The following is a 17,542-nucleotide window of genomic DNA, read 5'->3' as shown; positions in this document are numbered from 1 at the left end:
TTTTTTAATCTGCAAGCATTATTACAATAAACAAAAAATCCGTCTCTGTGGCGACGGATTTTTCTGTTTTTAAAATTTAAGGTATCAAAACGGCTCTACCTTTTATTTTTCCTTCTCTCATTCTTTCATAAACTTCGTTAGCATCATCTAGTTTATGTTTTTCAATTTCTATATGGATTTTCTTTTGTCTTGCTAAACCAACCACTTCCATCAATTCTGTTCTTGATCCCCAATACGGATTGGTCATACTTACTCCAAATGGCAAGCCATTCATACTGTATTGATAATGTCCGCCGCCAAGACCAACAATGGTAAGATCTCCATCAAGACTTACAACTTTTGTTCCTAAATCTATTGTAGAAGTTGCACCAACAAAATCTATAACCACTTTGGCTTTCTTAATTCCTGTAATTTTCTGAATTTGTTCTGCGGCATCAGCATCTTTAGAATTAATTGTGAACTCAGCGCCTAATTCTTTTGCAAAAGCCAATTTATCTTCGGTAACATCGCAAGCAATAATAGCTGCTCCGCTAATTTCTCTTAATATCTGTAAGGCAACGTGGCCTAATCCTCCAACACCAATTACGACAACAAACTCGTCTGGCATTAATTTCGGAAGCGAGCGTTTTATAGCTGAATAAGGCGTAAGTGCCGCATCTGTCAAGGGAGCTGCAATTACAGGATCTAAATCAAAAATAGGAACTAAAAGTCTCGAAGATGGTACTAACATATAATCGGCCATACCACCATCTAATCCTAAACCTCCACCATAGGCTTGCTCAGATTGATGATCACAATAATTTTCTTTTGATTGCTGGCAGGGTTTGCAATGACCACATCCCCACGGACCATAAACTAAAACGGCATCTCCTTTTTTATATCCTTCTACATTTTCGCCAATTTCTTCGATCCATCCAGCATTTTCGTGTCCTAGAGTAAAAACTGTCCCCACAACAGTTCCTTCGTCGATAATGTGCAGATCTGAGTGGCAAACACCAGCACCGCCAATTTTTAATAAAACTTCATCACCTTTAGGAATAGGTTTTTCAAGATCATTAACAACACGGACATCTTTGTGCCCAAAAAAACGTACTGCTTTCATAAAATAAACTTTTGATTACTATTCTACTAATTTACGATTTTGTATTTTCTATCTCGTTACTAAACAAGTTAAGTTTATCCTAATTTATTGAGTGTTTACGGGAGTTAATAGCTAAAAGAAAAATAAAAAGGGACGAAAATTGGGCATAAAAAAAAGAGAACCTAAGTTCTCTTTTTAAATTTTATACTGTTTAAAATCAGTTGAAGTTTTATCAGTTCAATCTAAACTAATTGTTCCGTTATTTAATTTTAATAATAAACAGACAATAAGATTTTAGAATTTGAACTCTCTATGTATTTTTCAAGTCTTTTAAAAAATTCATCGTTCACCATTGGACATCCGTGGCTGTTGATGATGTAGTAACCTTGCTCATCCTGAGGAACTTCTTTGTATTTGTGCAATACAATAGCACGTTTCATGGCATTGTTGTTCGTTTCATCTAATCCTGCAAGTCTAAAAGCTTTTCCGAAAACACCTTTATATGGTTTTTCTACTGAATATCTTCCTAAAGAAGTGCAATTAGAATTCGGAAGATTACTGAATTGAAGAATGTCTCCTTTAATTCCTGTCTCAGAACCTGAGCCATGCGCAACCAATCCCTGGTCAAGGATTTGGTTATTTTCTAAATCGTAAACAAAAAAACGGTTTTTTCCTGATTTAATCTTCATATCAACAAGAAAAGCAATTTTGCCATTATACTTGCGATTAGTCGCTGTAAAAGCCTTAATTTCATTTACATGATCTGTAAGTCTTGCAAATTCAAGTTCGCTTAATATTTCATCGTCTTCTCGTACATTCATCGTAGTGAAGGAACTTAAGGAAATAAGCAGTGCCACTAAAAATATTCTCATACCAAGCTGATAGTTAAGTTAATAATGATAATTTGGGGTTATTGATAATTTGTTGCTGCAAAATTATGCACAAAGTTTATACAATTCCCATATTATAAGTTAAAGATATTATAAATATCTGGAAATAACAATATTAAACGTTAAAGTTTGATTAATTAACGTTAATCTGCAACACATAATGCATCAAGTTTATAAATCGCCTGATCATTTTTTTTGTCTTTAGAAGAAGAATTGACTGTTCTCTCTAACCGGACTACCCATAATATAAAAAGTGGTACATTTTGGTGATACAGTAAAACAATACATTTGACCAAAAATCATAAAGCATCAAAATAAAAAATGAACGAACAAATAAGAAACGACTGGAGCAGAGAAGAAATTCAGGCCATTTATGATCAGCCTTTATTAGAATTGGTTTTTCAGGCTGCAACTGTACATCGCAATTGGCATAAACCCTCAGAAATACAGGTCTGCACCTTGCTTTCTGTAAAAACAGGCGGTTGTCCAGAAGATTGCTCTTACTGCGGACAGGCGGCTCGCTATCACACTGATATAAAAGTTCAAGCTCTTCTTCCAACAGAAAAAGTATTGGAACATGCACAAAAAGCAAAAGACGGCGGTTCTTCTCGCTTTTGTATGGCCGCAGCTTGGCGCGAAGTTCGCGATAACAAAGATTTTGACCGTGTTATCGAAATGGTAAAAGGGGTTAACGATCTTGGTTTGGAAGTTTGCTGCACATTGGGAATGCTTACCGAAGAACAAGCAATACGTCTTCAGGAAGCAGGTTTATATGCTTATAATCACAATTTGGATACTTCAGAAAGTTATTATGATGAAATCATCAGTACACGAAAATTTGACCAGCGTTTGGATACAATTAATAATGTTAGAAAAGCAGGAATAACTGTGTGTTCTGGAGGAATTATTGGTTTGGGAGAAACCTCATCAGATCGTGTTTCTATGTTGGCAACTTTAGCGACAATGCCAGTTCATCCAGAATCTGTTCCTGTAAATGCACTGGCTCGAGTAAAAGGAACTCCATTAGAAAATAATCCGAAAGTACCAATTTGGGATATGGTTCGAATGATTGCCACAGCGCGTATTATTATGCCTGCATCTGTTGTTCGTTTGAGTGCCGGACGCATTGAAATGACCGAAGAAGAACAAGCTTGGTGTTTTATGGCAGGAGCCAATTCTATTTTTACAGGAGAACGCGAAACGTTATTAGTAACGCCAAACCCAGGATTATCAGAAGACATGCAAATGTTCCAAAACCTCGGACTGAAACCTTTAACTAAAGAAGCTAAAAGTTCTTGTTCTGTGGTTTAAAATAAAAAAATTATCACCCTTTATAGCCCGAAAACTGTGCAATCTTGAAAACTTTCAGGATTGTGCAGTTTTTTTTTTAGTTAAAGAACTTTTGCGAAGCGAAGGTTATTTATATGTCTTTAAAATGGCTTCAATATTTTCATCTTTTGATAAATCCCAGTACCACCATTTATACAAATCTTTTTTTTCTGTTTCAAATCTCTTCATGTAAGCTATTTTTAATAAGCTTAAAAGTAATATTAAAGATTTATTGAGTTCATTTTCTGGAAGATTTAGCAATCTTTTCAGATTATGTGTTCCAACTCCTTTCTGGATTATTACGCAGGGTGTGTATGTTCTTCTTAATTTACTGTTTTCAATAGCAGGTTCAATATCTTCATCTTGAGCTTTGGCCTGTAAAATGAAAAAAAGCAAATCATATAAATACTTCTTTTTCTCCTCGTGACTAAACGTATTAAATATCAGTATCAAATCCTCAATATCTACAACACTCTGTCCATACTTAGTAACCAATATTACGTTTTCTAATTCCATTTTCTAATCTTCTTTTACCAGATAACGCCCCAATATATTAAAGTCTTATTCTTTCTGCTCGTTGCTATTCCTTTTGAATATCCATTTTGCCATTCAGGAGGCATTTGTAGATTTGGCAGTAAATTAAAATTTCCAAAACGATTTCCTGATTTAGCTTCTAATACATAAATATTAAAACTTTCATCTATAGAATTAAAAATCTTAAAATTTGGTACTGGATATTTCATTTTATAGCAGTCTCTATTTACCAACAATGAATCTAATATTTCAACCTTTTTTCTATTTTCATAGGTATATTTTGTTTCGAATCTATTAATGAAAAAAAGACATGAATCTTGGTATGCATATTTAGCAATAAAATGATATTTATTTATAACTGAATCAATTTTTAATGGATTTACATCATGCTCGTATAGCATGAAACAAATATCGTTTTTAGCTTTATTTTTATTGTTGATAATTGTATATGGATATGCAACAAGTTTATTTGGAAAATGAGACGTTAAAATCTTGTCAAATTCACCTTTACTTTTAAGATATTCGTTACTATCTTCTTTACTTATTACTTGACCATTACAACTTGCAAACATAATAGCAATAAATAGTAATCTTAAAAATATTATTTTATTCATAATTAAAGTTATTTTATTCTCTGTGACACAAATATCTTTGACTTTGTAAAGCTTTCATGAAAACTCTTCGACAGGGAAAAACATTTCCTCTTTTTAATCGACTACATAAACTTCTTTGGAGAATAAACAATCACTTGTTCTTAAAGTCATTTTGTCTGGTGATGTATTTTTTTGTGGTTTCAAAAATTTATGATCTCGTATAACTATATTTAAAATTTGCTTACCTTCCTTTTCAAAAACAGCTTTAAACTCAAATTTACCTGTGTTTAATGAATCAACATATGACAATAAAGCATTATTATTAACTTCATTGTAATTAGCTAATTCTTTGTTGATATTTGTTGATAAGATAAGTTCTAAAAACCTACTACTAGTTATAGTAGAATCTATATTTCTTACATCATATTGAAGTTTGCCATCCATTACTGTATTTATCTTTACTGTGTCAGGAAAACTACAAGATAAAATTTTACTCTTATTAAGATCGTTTTTCAAATCATCTTGTAAGTTTTGCTCTTTTTTGTTATTACAGGAAATGATAAATAAAACAATTGCACAACACCCTGCTATTTTAAAAATTTGCTTCATATTTTTTATTGAAATTTTCTAAAAGTCTCCAACTTTAAAACCAAATCTAATAATAAATTATAGAAAAACAAGATAAAAAAATTGCACAAAGTCAGAGACATTTGTGCAGCTTTACAGTAGAACTCTTCGGAGAGCGGGGATTTAAATTATATAGTTTTTCATTTGCATAAACCATAGTAATCGGGGGACTTACATTGATCGCCTCATTTTCTATCCAATAAATTACTATTTCAATGTTTAAGCCATCCCATGAGAGGTAAAATGAACGAATAATAAAGTAGCATTATTCCAACTAAAAAAAGGACAATACCTCCACAAAAACCTTGTAAAGCATTAGATTGACTGACAGAAGGTTTTTTATCCTTGATTTCTTTCCACCATTTCCAAAAGGATTTTGCAAGTAAATAACCGGAAGTGATTAGTACGACCCCTGTAATAGTACAATACATATCATTAATGTCATTCCAAAATAAAATATTATCCATGATTTTTAATTTATTTTTCTTGTAGTTTTTTGTTAATTGCATCTTCAGCAATACCTGTTTTTATCCCTAAACCTTGTTTTATTATTTCCCCCCGCTCTCCGAAGTATTCCTTATACGTTGCGCAAATGTGTCCGACTTTGCGTAACTCTAATTCTTCTTAATAACGTAAATTTATAAATGCCTCCAACTTTAAAACCAAATCTAATACAAATTATATAAAAACAAGATAAAAAAATTGCGCAAAGTCAGAGACATTTGCGCAGCTTTTCAGGTGAACTTTTCAACTAAATCCAAATCTTTATCGGTAATTTTACATTTCTAAGAAAGAAGAAAAAAACATGTATAAAAAAGCCTTACAACCACTAATAGACAATTCTACAGTTATTCTAATTATGGGTACAATGGCGGGTGAACAATCTATTGCCAAGCAAGAATACTATGCTAATCGAGGAAACCTGTTTTGGAAAATTCTGTTTGATATTTTTGAAGAAGAATTCAGTACCTCGTATGAAGATCGAAAAGCGCTGGTTAAAAAATATAAAATTGGACTTTGGAATGTTTTGGAAAGCTGTAAAAGAGAAGGAAGCAGTGATGCTACAATAACAGAAGAAAAAATAAACGATTTTGAAAACTTGCATAAACAATTTCCTAATATCAAATATGTCTTTTTTGAAAGTAAAGCCGCTGCAAAATACTTCCAGAAACACACTTTACCACAAGAAGGCATAACGTATATCACTTTACCTTCGACTAGCGGACTAAATGCAGGTTTAACAAAAGCAGAGAAAACAGAACAATGGAAAATCGTATCACAAACAGCTCTTTCTGAAATACGCTAAAAATTATTCCGTAAAAGAATTACCTATTTCTCATGATGTAAAAAAGTATTTCTTCTTCTAATTCCCTTGACAGATTTTCAAACTTCATTCTACGTCGGTAATTTTTTTCGCTTTTGTCTTTATAAAGTTCTGTTTTAGCAGTACTTATACAATAAGCGTCGCATATAACTTTAAATTTTTCATCTAGTATGTACAATTCTTTCATAGAATCAAAGTACGCTGCAAATTTAACATTATACAATTCGTCAGGAATAACGGCCATAGCTTTTTATTTAATTAATACTGTATTTCACCTTGTAGATTCATTTTTGATACTTCGATATAGAGACCAAAAAATTCTGCATCGAAATAATATTTAAAATTAGAATGAAAAAACTTTAATCTCTTTCTTTGAATCTCTGGAAATGGTTTCAGTTTATAATCTGAAACCAGAAATTGTAAAATGAACCCTCAACCGTTAAAATGCAACATGATGATTTCATGCATTTTATGAAATTACTAATCTTCTTGGAATCAATCACGAAAGTGTTCAAACTCATAAGTATCGTCTGAAAAAGAAGCTTATGATTATATCATACAATTTTATATCTTGCAGGAGGTTCTTTAAGTCTAACTGGTGCTTTACTAAGTAGTAAATTTGGATTTAAAGAATATGAGTCCAAAAAAAAACACGGGAGTCGTTTTCCTATCAAATGGGTAGAAATAAGCACACTCAAACAGGAATCAGCTACAAAAGTTAGAGAATTTGGCTGAACAATTATCTAAAACCTTAAAAAGAGAAATATTTTATATACAGATCTATTAATAAATCTTAAACAATAAGATTTACTATTTTTTTCTAATTAGACGTCAGAAAATCCTCTAAAAATAATCCAACCAATTCAATAATAATAATAATAATAATAATAATAATAATAATAATATAACCTTTTATTTACTATTTTTAGTTTTTTTAACTACCTCAAATACCATAAAATGAATCTGGATTTTTATAAGCCAAAAGATAAAATCTTAAAAAAATATATTGAAGGATATTACTTTATTTCAAAAGATAAAAATTCACAATCTATACAATATTTAACTTTCCCGAATAATTTTTGCATCTTGACTACTAATGAAGATCTTGATGTTGAGGTAAAAGAGAATGAAGTTATCATAAAATCTTCGCCAACTAAAAACATCATGACGTGTGTGGTTTCGCGTTATACGAAGCCTATGAAAATTCATTATAAAGAACTTATTAATGAAGTTACCATTTATTTTAAACCTTTAGGAATAAGTTACTTTTTAGAAGATTCAAAAAGCATTTTTTCGGAAAGTACTATATTGGATTTTACGTTTATGCCTGACTTTAATGCAAAAATGATCGAAATTTTCGGTTTCACAAGAGAAAGACAAATTGAAGAACTTGAAAATTATCTGCTTTCAAAATTACAAGTCAAAGATTTTTCTTTAATGGAAAAAATACTTTCTGACATTGAAACGGATGCAAAGATTGAAGAAATCGCGCTTAAACATCAGATAAGCAGACAGTATTTGAATAAAATTTTTACCAAACATATTGGCAAACCGCTTTCGGAATATCGAAAAATACACCGTTTTAGAAACTCCATTATAAAGCAGAAAGAAAGTAGAAATTTTTCTGAATTATCACAGCATGATTTCTATGATCAATCTCATTTTATTCGAAATTTTAAAGAGCTCACCGACAGGAATCCACAATTGTTTTTTAAAAATATAGACACAGAAAAAGAAAATATTTGGCTGTTTGTTTAAACAGTTTCCATTTGTACAATTCTAAGGTTTTGGGATAATTTACTTTTATCAAGTTGAAAATAAGTAAAACCCAAAAATCTCAAAAATATGAACTGGCAAAAAATTCATCTTTTCCTACACACCTTGTGTCGCTATTCTCTCGCTACAATTATAATTATGTATGCCTTTGCTAAAATATTAAAAACCCAGTTTGTATCTGAGCCCAGCGTTTACGATATGCCAATTGGCTCTTTAGACGGTTTTAGACTTACATGGTATTATTATGGCTACTGTTATTGGTACGGACTTGTAATCGCTATTACACAAATTGCGAGCGCTCTTCTCCTATTTTTTAGAAAAACTACTAGAATCGGAATCATTCTTTTCCTCACTTTTATGATCAATATTCTGCTAACAGATTTTGCCTATGAAATTCGCGCAAAAGAAGTCGCAATTACATTAACTCTAATGGCGCTATTTGTATTATTTTCTGATTATAAAGCTTTACTAAAATATTTTATACAGGAACCGCCACTGTTTCAAAATAGCGACAGACCTAAATGGATAAACAAAATCAGCATCGTTAAATTCATTTACATTCCAGCAGTATTCATTACCTTCTTTGTTGTGTTTACTAATTTGAAAGACGAATACTTGAAAGAAGATAAATTTTATGGAACTTGGGAAAATCTCAAAACCAAAGAACGCTTTCATTTTGAATCGATGAGCAGTTTTCAGATTAACAAGCTTGGCGAGTCAAAAAACATTGCAAATGGAGAATATTCGTTTACAAAAGACTCTTTAACTTTAAAATCAAGCGATAGTTTAAATAAAACAAAAAACTACTTAAAAGGAAAATACAGGTTAAGTCATTCTAGTTTGACTATTGCTACACAAAATGGCGATTTGAATTTTACACGAATTAGATAATACAATCAAAGCAAATAGGCCTTCAATAAAACTGAAGGCCTATTCTGAAAAAAAACAATTAAAACACAAGTTATCGCTTACCCAAAACTCTTTCTGGATAATCGGTAATAATTCCGTCAACTTGAAGCTGAATCATATTGTCGATTGCGACATTATCATTAACCGTCCAAGGAATAATTTTCATTTTTAAAATTCTCAAAGAATCTACTGTTGCTTTGTTTAACAGTTTATAATGCGGACTATAAATTTCTGGTTTAAAATCAAGCTGCGAAAGATTTTTAGCAATAGCTCCTTCTCCAACCAAATACGCCAATTTTATTTTTGGATATTTTTTATGCATCACATTTAATACCGTAGGATCAAAAGACTGAATATTTATCTTCTGTTCAATACCTTTTTCTTTAATAACTTTCATCACCATTTCAGTAAAAATTTCTGGATCTGGTTGTCTTTTGCCATAATCAGCTTTTTCAGATTTGATTTCGATATTATAACGAACAGGTTTAAGATTGTTCTCTTTGATAAAATCCTCGACAGTCTCGATAACTTCTGATAGCAATGGTTTATATGTTTTCTGTTTTTGCTGCATTGGGAAATTGGCATTCCCTCTCGAACCTCCATCAAACTTTCTGATGCTGTCGTAAGTCATTTCATAAAGATTATAGCTCTTTTCTTTATCCTTCGCAATTGCGTTCCCTGCAAAATCAGACATATATTGCGAAGACATAAAAGCTTCGTGAGAAACGACCACTTTTTGATCTTTAGAAATTACAACATCAAGTTCCAGAACATCAGCACCTTTTTTTACAGCGCTCAAAAAAGCTGGAATTGAATTCTCAGGAAAGTTCCCGCGATCGCCACGATGGCCTTGCACTTCTATAACATTTTTTGAAGTTATCGCTTTCTGACTTCCACAAGAATATACTGCCAAAACTGCTATTAAAACACAGATTATCTCTTTGATTTTTAACATCTTTTCTAAATCAATTATTTTACTTTATCTATTCTGTAAGTAGTATTTGCATTGTGCGTTTTACCAAACATATCAGTTGCTTTGATCTCGATTGCATGTTCTCCAATAGCAAGATCTGAAGGAATATTTCCTCTCCAAACGTGTGTACTTTTTTCTGGATCAGATGAACGTTTTCCTGGCATAAGCACTTCTGACAATTCCCATTCGTAAACCAATTCTACGTAAGATGGATCTTGAACTTCTACATATTCCATTTCTTTCCATTCTCCTTGATCTACTCGGTACTGCACTTTGTCTTTTTTACTTCCCATAAAGAAATTGGCAAACACACCAGATTTTGTGCGTTTCGCTTTAGCAACTACTTTTGGAGCAAAAACTTTCATTTGGTAATTCTCAGGTTTTCCTGCCACTTTGTAATCAACAGTATATTTATTTCCATTAAAATGAATAAAAGCATACCCTTTTGGCGTTCCATCTCTCATCACTGAAATTGGAATTCCTTTTTCATCCAGTTTTCCTGAATACCAATCTCCAGAAGTTGTTCCGATATTATAATGATGATGAGGTGTTTCTTGTAACCATCCGTCTTTCTTTTCGAAAAAATCTTGCCTTTGCAAATGCGTATGCGCTGAAAGAGAAAGCGTATTCGGGAAATCTTTCAATAATTCAAATAACTTCTGACGGTCTTCATCTCTAAACGAATCGTCTTTAGCATCTGGCTCACTTATCGGAATATGGAAAGCCATCACAATTAAATTATCCTTTGGAACAACTTTCAAATCATTTTCTATAAATTGCATTTGTTCCTCAGTAAATCCGCCCCAATAACCTTCGTGATCTCTTGGGTCTGGATACAAAACATCATCCAAAACAATAAAATGCACTTTTCCATAATTGAAAGCATAATTAGCTGGACCAAAATGAGCTTCGTAAGTTTCATCGGCTAAATTATCTGCTTTAGCATCAAAATTTAAATCGTGATTTCCAAGAAGATTGTACCACGGAATTCCAACCTTTTTAACTGCTTGAATGTACGGATTGAATAAACTAAGATCATTCCCAACCAAATCTCCCATACTTAATCCGAATGGAATATTTTTGATTCCTTCTACTTCAGAAACAATTCCTCTTGTAAAAAAATCAACTTCTTCTAACGTGTAAGGCTGTGGATCTCCGAAAACAAGCGCTGTAAAATCAGCCGTTTCCTTTTGCGGAATCAATCCGAAATCTACCGATTCTGGAAGTTTTCCCGTTGGAGCCACTCCTTCAAACTTCCCTTTAGGCGAACCCGAAGGTTTATGATTGTAGAAAAATTGAGGTAAATTGTCCTTATTCACCTGAATTTTATACGCTGAAGGTTTGATTACCGCTATAATCGCGTCGTCTTTTAACTGAAGTTCGTAATTCCCTTTTTTATCCGTCAAAACTACTTCACGACCATTGGTAACGGCAACATTTGCGATTCCTTTTTCCTTTTTTTCTTTTTTACCGTTCTTATTTAAATCTTCATAAACGATTCCTTTTACAGTTGTTTGCGCGGTTAAAAAACTACCAAACAACAATGCACTATATATAAATGTCTTTTTCATTTTTCAAATTTATTTATCCCACCAAACTTTAGTATTGATATTGTCACCTCCAACCATTTCAACGGCTTCCAAATAGTTTTCGTTATTTTTAATCTGCTGATTATCTGGATAAGTGAATCTTGACGGCATCACTCCGTTATTAAGCATTGCAGTTGTTGTTGGCAATACAGGAAGTCCAGTTCTGCGGTATTCAAACCACTGCTGATAATCTGTAAAATACAAAGCGTAGTATTTTTGCAGCATGATTCTTTCTAGCGTTCCATCGTATTGTGCTTCAGGTTTACTGAAATATGTTGTCGGAGTTGTTGCTTTTAATTGCTCGATTCCAGCTCGAACGCCTTTTTCGTAATGCCCTTGTGCATCTGCGATAAGTCCACGTTGTGCCAATTCTGCTTTGATAAACTCAACTTCAGCATACGTAAGAAGAAAGATCTGCATCGGATTTTGCACTTGCGTATTTAAAAGCGTTGAAGCATTGTATTTAAACTGAGAATCTGAACCTGCATAAGCACTTGTAATTCCTTTAAAACCAATTGGTGCATTGGTTACCAAAGCTGTTGCTCCTGTTGCAATTATGGCTCTTCTCGGATCTTCAAGCGTATTTAAATTATCAATAAAGAAAGAAGCCATTTTGATATTCAAATTAAAATCTTGAGGTCTTCCCCACGGAGACATATTCGGAGAAACACCCGTTATTTTCAAAATAGCACTTTCGGCAGTAGTAGTAAAAACAGGATAAATTTCTGGATGATCTGACATATAAGCCAATTTCTGAAAAGCGCCCATTTCTGTTCTGTTCGAAACTCTTAATAGCAATCTCATTTTTAAAGAATTCGTAAACTTCTTCCATTTCAAAACATTATTCTGAAACAAAATGTCTTCTGTATAAATCATGGCTTTACTGGTGTCATAAAGCGTATTGGCTCTTTCTAAATCTGCTAAAAGCGTTTCGTAAATAAACTCTTGTTTGTCGTATTTTGGATATAAAATTCCGTCTTCTCCACGAACTGCTTCCGTCATTGGAACTGGCCCAAAAAGATCCGTAAGATTGGCGTAAACCAAAGCATTAAGCGTTAAAGCAACTGCTTCGTAATTGCCGTCTCCAGCTTTTACAGAAGCCATTCGCATTTCTCTAATATTCGAAAGCCATTTATAATAATTATTCCAAGCCGAGTTACCGATATTATTGCTCACATCATAACGATGCAAACCTCCAGTAATACTTGGAAAAGGAAGCGAAACCTGCATAAGATTGAAAGTAACATCTACACTTTGAGTGGCATTCTGCGAAGCAATTCCGTAAATAATCGGATTCAATAATGTTCCTGGACTAATTTCTGTGATAAGATTAGGATTCTCGTTAAGTTCTTCAAAACCTGATGAACAAGAAACACTAATTCCTGTAAGTAAAAGGATTATTGCTGTAATTTTTATCTTTTTCATTGTCTTATTATAAAGTCAAACTTAAATTGAAACCATAAGTTGCTGGAGAAGGCATCTGCCCCATTTCTATACCTGGTAAAATAGTATCTCCGTTTAATGCTGCTGTTTCTGGATCATAAATTGGGAAATCTGAAACGGTAGCTAAATCTCTTCCGAATACTGAAAATTGAAGAGATTGCAATCCCGTATTTTTCAGCCATCTTTTTGGAAGATTGTATTGAAGACTGATTTCACGAAGTTTTCCAAAAGAAGCATCGAAAGAGTTTGACTCGATGTTTGCTCTTCGGTAATAACGACCATACCAATCTGCAGTTTTTACTTGTTTTGTATTTTGAGAATAAGAACCGTCTGCATTTTGAACTACACCATCACCGATGATGAAACCGTCTGTCCTACCCAAATTATTTGAATTTAATTTTCCTTGCTCAGAAAGTTTGTGGTGCGTCTGAGAATAAATAATACCGCCATACTGACCGTCAACAGTCACATTCATAGTAAAATTTCCAATCGAAAAACTATTCGTTAAACCCGCTTTCCATTTTGGACTTGCGTCTCCAATGTATTGTATTTCTTCAGGATAAGCCGGAAGACCTGCGTCATCGTAAACAATTTGACCATCAGGAGATCTCACAAATCCGAAACCATAAATAGCACTTGTAGTTCCGCTGACTTTTGCTATAATAGAAGCTGTTCCTCCAGTACCAATTATCTGCTGACCGTCGATTCCTTCTGGCAATTCCATTACTTTATTCCAGTTGCGCGACCAGTTTATAGTCGAATTCCATTTGAAATTTTCGCCATCAATAATTTTTCCGCCAAGCGTAAGCTCAATTCCACGGTTTCTAACTTTTCCTCCGTTTAAAACTGCTCCGCTGTAACCTGTAGAAAAATCCATCGGAATATCAATAATCTGGTTTTTCGTTATACTTTCATAAACTGTTGCATCAGCTGTAAGTCTATTTTTCAGCATTCTAATTTCAAAACCCGTTTCAAAACTTGTAGTAATTTCAGGTTTAAAATGATCGTTATACAAAACCGTCAATGTCTGTGCAGAACTCGGAAAAGCACTTTGCCCGTAATATTTCTGTGTTTTATAAGGTTCTGTATCATTTCCTACTTGAGCAAAAGAAAGTCTGTATTTTAAAAAATCAATTGTTTTAGGAAGCGTAAACATTTCAGAAATCACCGCACTGGTATTAATTGACGGATAAAAGAATGAATTGTTTTCTACCGGAAGCGTACTTGTCCAGTCGTTTCTTCCTGTTACGTCAACAAAAAGCATATCGCGATATGACATTGATATTAAACCATATAAACTGTTCATTTTTTTATTAGCATCACCCAAAGTCAAAATTGGCGCACTAGAACCATTTGAAAGTTTGTAAACTCCAGGAACAACCAAACCAGTTACTTCAGCTTCAGTTCTTCTGTATTTATAGCTCATTGAATTTCCTCCAGCTGAAGCTGAAAGCGAGAATTTATCTCCGAAATCCTTTTTATAAGAAAGTAAAAAGTCTGAGTTAACTTCTTGTTTGAAAACATCTTGTCTTTCATAAAAACCTTTCGCATATCTGTTGATACTGTAAGGTCTTTTTTGTTCTCTGGTCTGATTGTACGTATTCATAGAAGAACGCAACATCAACTCTAAATTTGGAGACAAAGTGATATTCGCAAAAATATTACCCACAATCTGATCGCTGTCTAAAGTATTTGTAGCCTCATAAGCAATCAAATACGGATTGTCGATGAAAGAACTAAAAGGATGCAACTGCTGAATCTGCTCTTTTCCTTTCTCCCAAATCGGGCGATACCAATCTAAATCAATATTAGGCTGTTGGAAAATCATGAAATAAGCGATAGATCCGTTATTGTATCCTGTAGAAGGAAGATTATCACTATTTCTAGTATTGTAATTTACTGTTGTTCCCAGTTTAATTTTATCAGAAACCTGATAATTGGCGTTTACAGCAGCTGTAACTCTATCAAAACCAGTATTTGGCATAATCCATTCATTCTTTTGATTTCCAAGAGAAAGACGCATCGAACCTTTATTGTCACCGCCTTGAATAGAAATGTTATTGTTTAAAGTCACACCCGTTCTCCAGAAATCTTTACGGTTATCTCGATAAGATTGCCACGGAAGTCTTCCAGCAGATTGACCTTGCACGGCAGGATCATATTGGTAGAAATTTTGTCCTGTAAAAGCTGGTCCCCAAGCACTGCTCGTTCCGCTTGTTGAAGTTCCATCCGCAGAATTCCCATAAGAATAATATTGGTTACCAGATGTATCTGGAGAATTTCCTGTTCCTTGTCCGTAACTATACTGATAATCTGGCCATCTTTGAATTACATCGAAAGTAGCTCCAGTATTGAATGAAATTCCTAGACCTTTATTTTTCTTTCCTGATTTTGTTGTAATAATCAAAGCTCCATTTGCCGCGCGACTTCCGTAAAGCGCAGTTGCACCTGCGCCTTTAAGAACTGTTACCGCATCAATATCATCAAGATTTAAATCAGAAATTCCGTTTCCGTAATCAATTGGAGAATCTTCTCCCATATACGCGCTTGTAGAACCAGACGTTGTCATTTCCGCATTCACTGGAACACCATCTACCACAATAAGCGCGTAATTTCCTTTTGGGCTTAAAGATCTGTTTCCTCTAAGTGTAATCTGCTGTGAATTTAAAGGACCAGAACCCGTTGAAGTTATGCTTAATCCTGCAACTTTTCCTTTAAGACCAGACGACCAGTTATTAGGTCTTCCTTGCGATAAATTCTCCGATTTTATGGTTTGCTGAGAGAATCCTAATCTTTTTTCTTCTCTTTTAATTCCTAATGCAGTTACGACAACTTCATTCAATTCGCTTGTGCTCAATTTCATTGTCACAATAATTGGACTAGCGCTGGCAGCAACTTCCTGAGAATTATATCCCACATAAGAAATTACCAAAACAGCCGACGAACTTACAGCAAAACTGAAATTACCTTCCATATCAGTCATCGTAGAAGTTTTTGTTCCTTTTTCTAGAATGGTAACTCCTGGCATTGGCATTCCGCTTTCGTCTAGTACTTTTCCGCGAACATTCATCTGCGCGCGTGCATTGTGCGTAACGGCAATCGTGTTGTTCAATTTTCTAAATGACAATCCGGTTTTTGCTGCAATTTTATTTAGAACTCCGTCAAGGCTTTCTTTTTCTACATAAATCGAAATTCTTTGTGCTGTTCCCGATATTTTTTCATCAAAAACAAAAGTGAAAGTCGTTTTTTGTTCTACTGCTTTAAAAAATTCTGTAATTGTAGCATCTTTTAAATTTAGGCTTATTTGTACGTCTTTAGCAGATTGACCTAAGGCAAATCCGTTAAAGGAAAAAATTAATAAAATCATTAAGTAAAGATTTTTCATCTTTATATACTTATTGAAAAAAAATTGTAGTTTCGTGTTCATTACTATTAGGCTATAAATTTTATTTTTAGTCTTTTCTAAAAGCCCGTTTCCGTTGCACCGGAAGCGGGTTTTGCTTTTTATTTTCTTATGGCGTCTTTTTTCTTATACTGATTTGGTTTTTAGTTGTGTAATTTATTTTTAGCTGTTTCAAATAGGCAATACTTTCTAGAACATTCTCCAGTTTTTCATCTTTAAACTTTCCTGAAATAGTAAGATCATTAAGTTCTTGATCTTCAATTACAATATCGACGTTGTACCAGTTTTCGATAATTTTAACCGTTTCAGAAAGTTTGGTATTTTTAAGAATAATCGTGTTGCTAATCCAAGCGATTTTATCATCGCTATTTTCTTTAGAAATCTTTAAATCTGAATTTTTGATTAAATCGGCTTGCTGATTTTTAGTGATTTGCACTTTTTTTCCAGTTGGAGAAGTAACTTCCACTTTTCCTGTAATGACACTCACTTTTGTATCGTGATGATTATAAGAATTGATGTCAAATGAAGTTCCGAGAACCCTAACTTTTACATCATGAGTTTGTACAATAAAAGGTCGTTTGACGTCTCTAAAAACTTTAAAAAAAGCCTGTCCAACAAGTTCTATATTTCTTGTCGAGTCAAATTCTTCGGGATACGTAACGCTACTATTAGAGTTTAGTACAATGACACTTCCGTCTTCAAGAAAAATCTCTTTCTTTTCTCCTTTGGCAGTAACTTGGGTAATTGTTGCAGGTTTGAAAGCAAATTTGGCTGCAGTAAATGCAATTGTTAGTCCGACAACTAAAACGGCTGCTACTTTTAATGCTTTTCGAATAGAATATGTTTTTTGTTTAACTTGTAATTCTGAAAATATTTTGTTTAGAATTACATCGCCTTTATCATCAGATATATCATTTTCGATATCTAATGTTTGATTTTGCATCTTATCAAAAAAAGCTTCAACAGCTATTTTTTCTTCTGGTGTGCAAGTACCTTTTTCGTATTTTTCTGCAAGAAGCAGAAAGGTTTCTTTTTTCAAAATAATATGCTTTTATATACAAGTCACATTTT

General features: G+C 33.3%; 16 protein-coding genes. 4 read left to right on the top strand and 12 right to left on the bottom strand.

The features are described 5' to 3' along the window. Positions 1 to 76 precede the first annotated feature (76 nt). Together ACE01P_RS16060 and ACE01P_RS16055 are read right to left on the bottom strand one after the other, a co-directional pair. Positions 77 to 1,102, bottom strand: coding sequence for an NAD(P)-dependent alcohol dehydrogenase (locus tag ACE01P_RS16060; RefSeq protein ID WP_379699751.1), 1,026 nt, complete (start codon positions 1,100 to 1,102; stop codon positions 77 to 79). Positions 1,103 to 1,350: 248 nt separating this feature from the next. After that, entirely contained in the window at positions 1,351 to 1,953 is a 603-nt protein-coding gene (locus ACE01P_RS16055) for a murein L,D-transpeptidase catalytic domain-containing protein (protein ID WP_379699749.1), read from the bottom strand. Positions 1,954 to 2,292: 339 nt separating this feature from the next. Between ACE01P_RS16055 and bioB the strand changes: the two genes are divergently transcribed. Then, complete coding sequence (bioB, locus tag ACE01P_RS16050; protein WP_379699747.1) at positions 2,293 to 3,282, top strand: biotin synthase BioB; 990 nt, start codon at positions 2,293 to 2,295, stop codon at positions 3,280 to 3,282. A 105-nt stretch (positions 3,283 to 3,387) separates the two neighbouring features. Here the strand turns inward: bioB and ACE01P_RS16045 are convergent, their stop codons facing one another. The 4 genes from ACE01P_RS16045 to ACE01P_RS16030 form a co-directional block, all read right to left on the bottom strand. After that, complete coding sequence (locus tag ACE01P_RS16045) at positions 3,388 to 3,816, bottom strand: DUF5958 family protein (RefSeq protein ID WP_379699745.1); 429 nt, start codon at positions 3,814 to 3,816, stop codon at positions 3,388 to 3,390. Between the two features lie 14 nt (positions 3,817 to 3,830). Continuing rightward, the gene (locus tag ACE01P_RS16040; protein ID WP_379699743.1) at positions 3,831 to 4,448 is read right to left on the bottom strand and encodes a hypothetical protein; all 618 of its coding nucleotides are present in this window, start codon (positions 4,446 to 4,448) and stop codon (positions 3,831 to 3,833) included. A 93-nt stretch (positions 4,449 to 4,541) separates the two neighbouring features. Then, complete coding sequence (locus tag ACE01P_RS16035) at positions 4,542 to 5,036, bottom strand: hypothetical protein (protein ID WP_379699741.1); 495 nt, start codon at positions 5,034 to 5,036, stop codon at positions 4,542 to 4,544. Positions 5,037 to 5,266: 230 nt separating this feature from the next. Next, positions 5,267 to 5,521 (bottom strand): hypothetical protein, encoded by a 255-nt coding sequence (locus tag ACE01P_RS16030; protein WP_379699739.1) that lies wholly within the window; start codon positions 5,519 to 5,521, stop codon positions 5,267 to 5,269. 338 nt (positions 5,522 to 5,859) lie between these two features. Here ACE01P_RS16030 and ACE01P_RS16025 point away from each other — a divergent pair, with 338 nt between their 5' ends. Then, a complete protein-coding gene (locus ACE01P_RS16025) occupies positions 5,860 to 6,360 on the top strand; it encodes a DNA-deoxyinosine glycosylase (protein WP_379699737.1) in 501 nt (166 codons plus the stop codon). A 19-nt stretch (positions 6,361 to 6,379) separates the two neighbouring features. Here ACE01P_RS16025 and ACE01P_RS16020 read toward each other — a convergent pair whose 3' ends face one another. After that, positions 6,380 to 6,622 carry a hypothetical protein gene (locus ACE01P_RS16020; RefSeq protein ID WP_379699734.1) on the bottom strand — a complete coding sequence of 81 codons (243 nt, stop codon included), beginning with the start codon at positions 6,620 to 6,622 and terminating at the stop codon, positions 6,380 to 6,382. 713 nt (positions 6,623 to 7,335) lie between these two features. Between ACE01P_RS16020 and ACE01P_RS16015 the strand changes: the two genes are divergently transcribed. Together ACE01P_RS16015 and ACE01P_RS16010 are read left to right on the top strand one after the other, a co-directional pair. Next, positions 7,336 to 8,136 (top strand): helix-turn-helix domain-containing protein, encoded by an 801-nt coding sequence (locus ACE01P_RS16015; RefSeq protein WP_379699731.1) that lies wholly within the window; start codon positions 7,336 to 7,338, stop codon positions 8,134 to 8,136. Positions 8,137 to 8,223: 87 nt separating this feature from the next. Next, the gene (locus ACE01P_RS16010) at positions 8,224 to 9,045 is read left to right on the top strand and encodes a hypothetical protein (protein WP_379699728.1); all 822 of its coding nucleotides are present in this window, start codon (positions 8,224 to 8,226) and stop codon (positions 9,043 to 9,045) included. Positions 9,046 to 9,115: 70 nt separating this feature from the next. Here the strand turns inward: ACE01P_RS16010 and ACE01P_RS16005 are convergent, their stop codons facing one another. The 5 genes from ACE01P_RS16005 to ACE01P_RS15985 all read right to left on the bottom strand — a co-directional run bounded on the left by ACE01P_RS16005 (position 9,116) and on the right by ACE01P_RS15985 (position 17,510). After that, positions 9,116 to 10,018, bottom strand: a complete 903-nt coding sequence (locus tag ACE01P_RS16005; protein ID WP_379699726.1) for a glycerophosphodiester phosphodiesterase family protein — start codon at positions 10,016 to 10,018, stop codon at positions 9,116 to 9,118. Between the two features lie 14 nt (positions 10,019 to 10,032). After that, complete coding sequence (locus tag ACE01P_RS16000) at positions 10,033 to 11,607, bottom strand: calcineurin-like phosphoesterase C-terminal domain-containing protein (RefSeq protein ID WP_379699724.1); 1,575 nt, start codon at positions 11,605 to 11,607, stop codon at positions 10,033 to 10,035. A 9-nt stretch (positions 11,608 to 11,616) separates the two neighbouring features. After that, positions 11,617 to 13,050, bottom strand: a complete 1,434-nt coding sequence (locus ACE01P_RS15995; protein ID WP_379699721.1) for a SusD/RagB family nutrient-binding outer membrane lipoprotein — start codon at positions 13,048 to 13,050, stop codon at positions 11,617 to 11,619. A gap of 7 nt (positions 13,051 to 13,057) precedes the next feature. Beyond that, a complete protein-coding gene (locus ACE01P_RS15990; protein ID WP_379699718.1) occupies positions 13,058 to 16,435 on the bottom strand; it encodes a SusC/RagA family TonB-linked outer membrane protein in 3,378 nt (1,125 codons plus the stop codon). A 145-nt stretch (positions 16,436 to 16,580) separates the two neighbouring features. Beyond that, on the bottom strand, positions 16,581 to 17,510 hold the full coding sequence (locus tag ACE01P_RS15985) for a FecR family protein (RefSeq protein WP_379699716.1): 930 nt from the start codon (positions 17,508 to 17,510) through the stop codon (positions 16,581 to 16,583). Positions 17,511 to 17,542: the final 32 nt, after the last annotated feature.

The organism is Flavobacterium sp. HJSW_4 (assembly GCF_042436695.1).
Lineage (GTDB): Bacteria > Bacteroidota > Bacteroidia > Flavobacteriales > Flavobacteriaceae > Flavobacterium.
The sequence above is the reverse complement of the archived record's forward strand: the minus strand, read 5'-3'. Positions and strand labels throughout refer to the sequence as shown.

Excerpts from the sequence above, each read along its gene's own strand:
- ACE01P_RS16060 (WP_379699751.1), bottom strand. The coding sequence starts at position 1,102 with ATGAAAGCAGTACGTTTTTTTGGGCACAAAGATGTCCGTGTTGTTAAT.
- ACE01P_RS16055 (WP_379699749.1), bottom strand. The coding sequence starts at position 1,953 with ATGAGAATATTTTTAGTGGCACTGCTTATTTCCTTAAGTTCCTTCACT.
- bioB (WP_379699747.1), top strand. The coding sequence starts at position 2,293 with ATGAACGAACAAATAAGAAACGACTGGAGCAGAGAAGAAATTCAGGCC.
- ACE01P_RS16045 (WP_379699745.1), bottom strand. The coding sequence starts at position 3,816 with ATGGAATTAGAAAACGTAATATTGGTTACTAAGTATGGACAGAGTGTT.
- ACE01P_RS16040 (WP_379699743.1), bottom strand. The coding sequence starts at position 4,448 with ATGAATAAAATAATATTTTTAAGATTACTATTTATTGCTATTATGTTT.
- ACE01P_RS16035 (WP_379699741.1), bottom strand. The coding sequence starts at position 5,036 with ATGAAGCAAATTTTTAAAATAGCAGGGTGTTGTGCAATTGTTTTATTT.
- ACE01P_RS16030 (WP_379699739.1), bottom strand. The coding sequence starts at position 5,521 with ATGGATAATATTTTATTTTGGAATGACATTAATGATATGTATTGTACT.
- ACE01P_RS16025 (WP_379699737.1), top strand. The coding sequence starts at position 5,860 with ATGTATAAAAAAGCCTTACAACCACTAATAGACAATTCTACAGTTATT.
- ACE01P_RS16020 (WP_379699734.1), bottom strand. The coding sequence starts at position 6,622 with ATGGCCGTTATTCCTGACGAATTGTATAATGTTAAATTTGCAGCGTAC.
- ACE01P_RS16015 (WP_379699731.1), top strand. The coding sequence starts at position 7,336 with ATGAATCTGGATTTTTATAAGCCAAAAGATAAAATCTTAAAAAAATAT.
- ACE01P_RS16010 (WP_379699728.1), top strand. The coding sequence starts at position 8,224 with ATGAACTGGCAAAAAATTCATCTTTTCCTACACACCTTGTGTCGCTAT.
- ACE01P_RS16005 (WP_379699726.1), bottom strand. The coding sequence starts at position 10,018 with ATGTTAAAAATCAAAGAGATAATCTGTGTTTTAATAGCAGTTTTGGCA.
- ACE01P_RS16000 (WP_379699724.1), bottom strand. The coding sequence starts at position 11,607 with ATGAAAAAGACATTTATATATAGTGCATTGTTGTTTGGTAGTTTTTTA.
- ACE01P_RS15995 (WP_379699721.1), bottom strand. The coding sequence starts at position 13,050 with ATGAAAAAGATAAAAATTACAGCAATAATCCTTTTACTTACAGGAATT.
- ACE01P_RS15990 (WP_379699718.1), bottom strand. The coding sequence starts at position 16,435 with ATGATTTTATTAATTTTTTCCTTTAACGGATTTGCCTTAGGTCAATCT.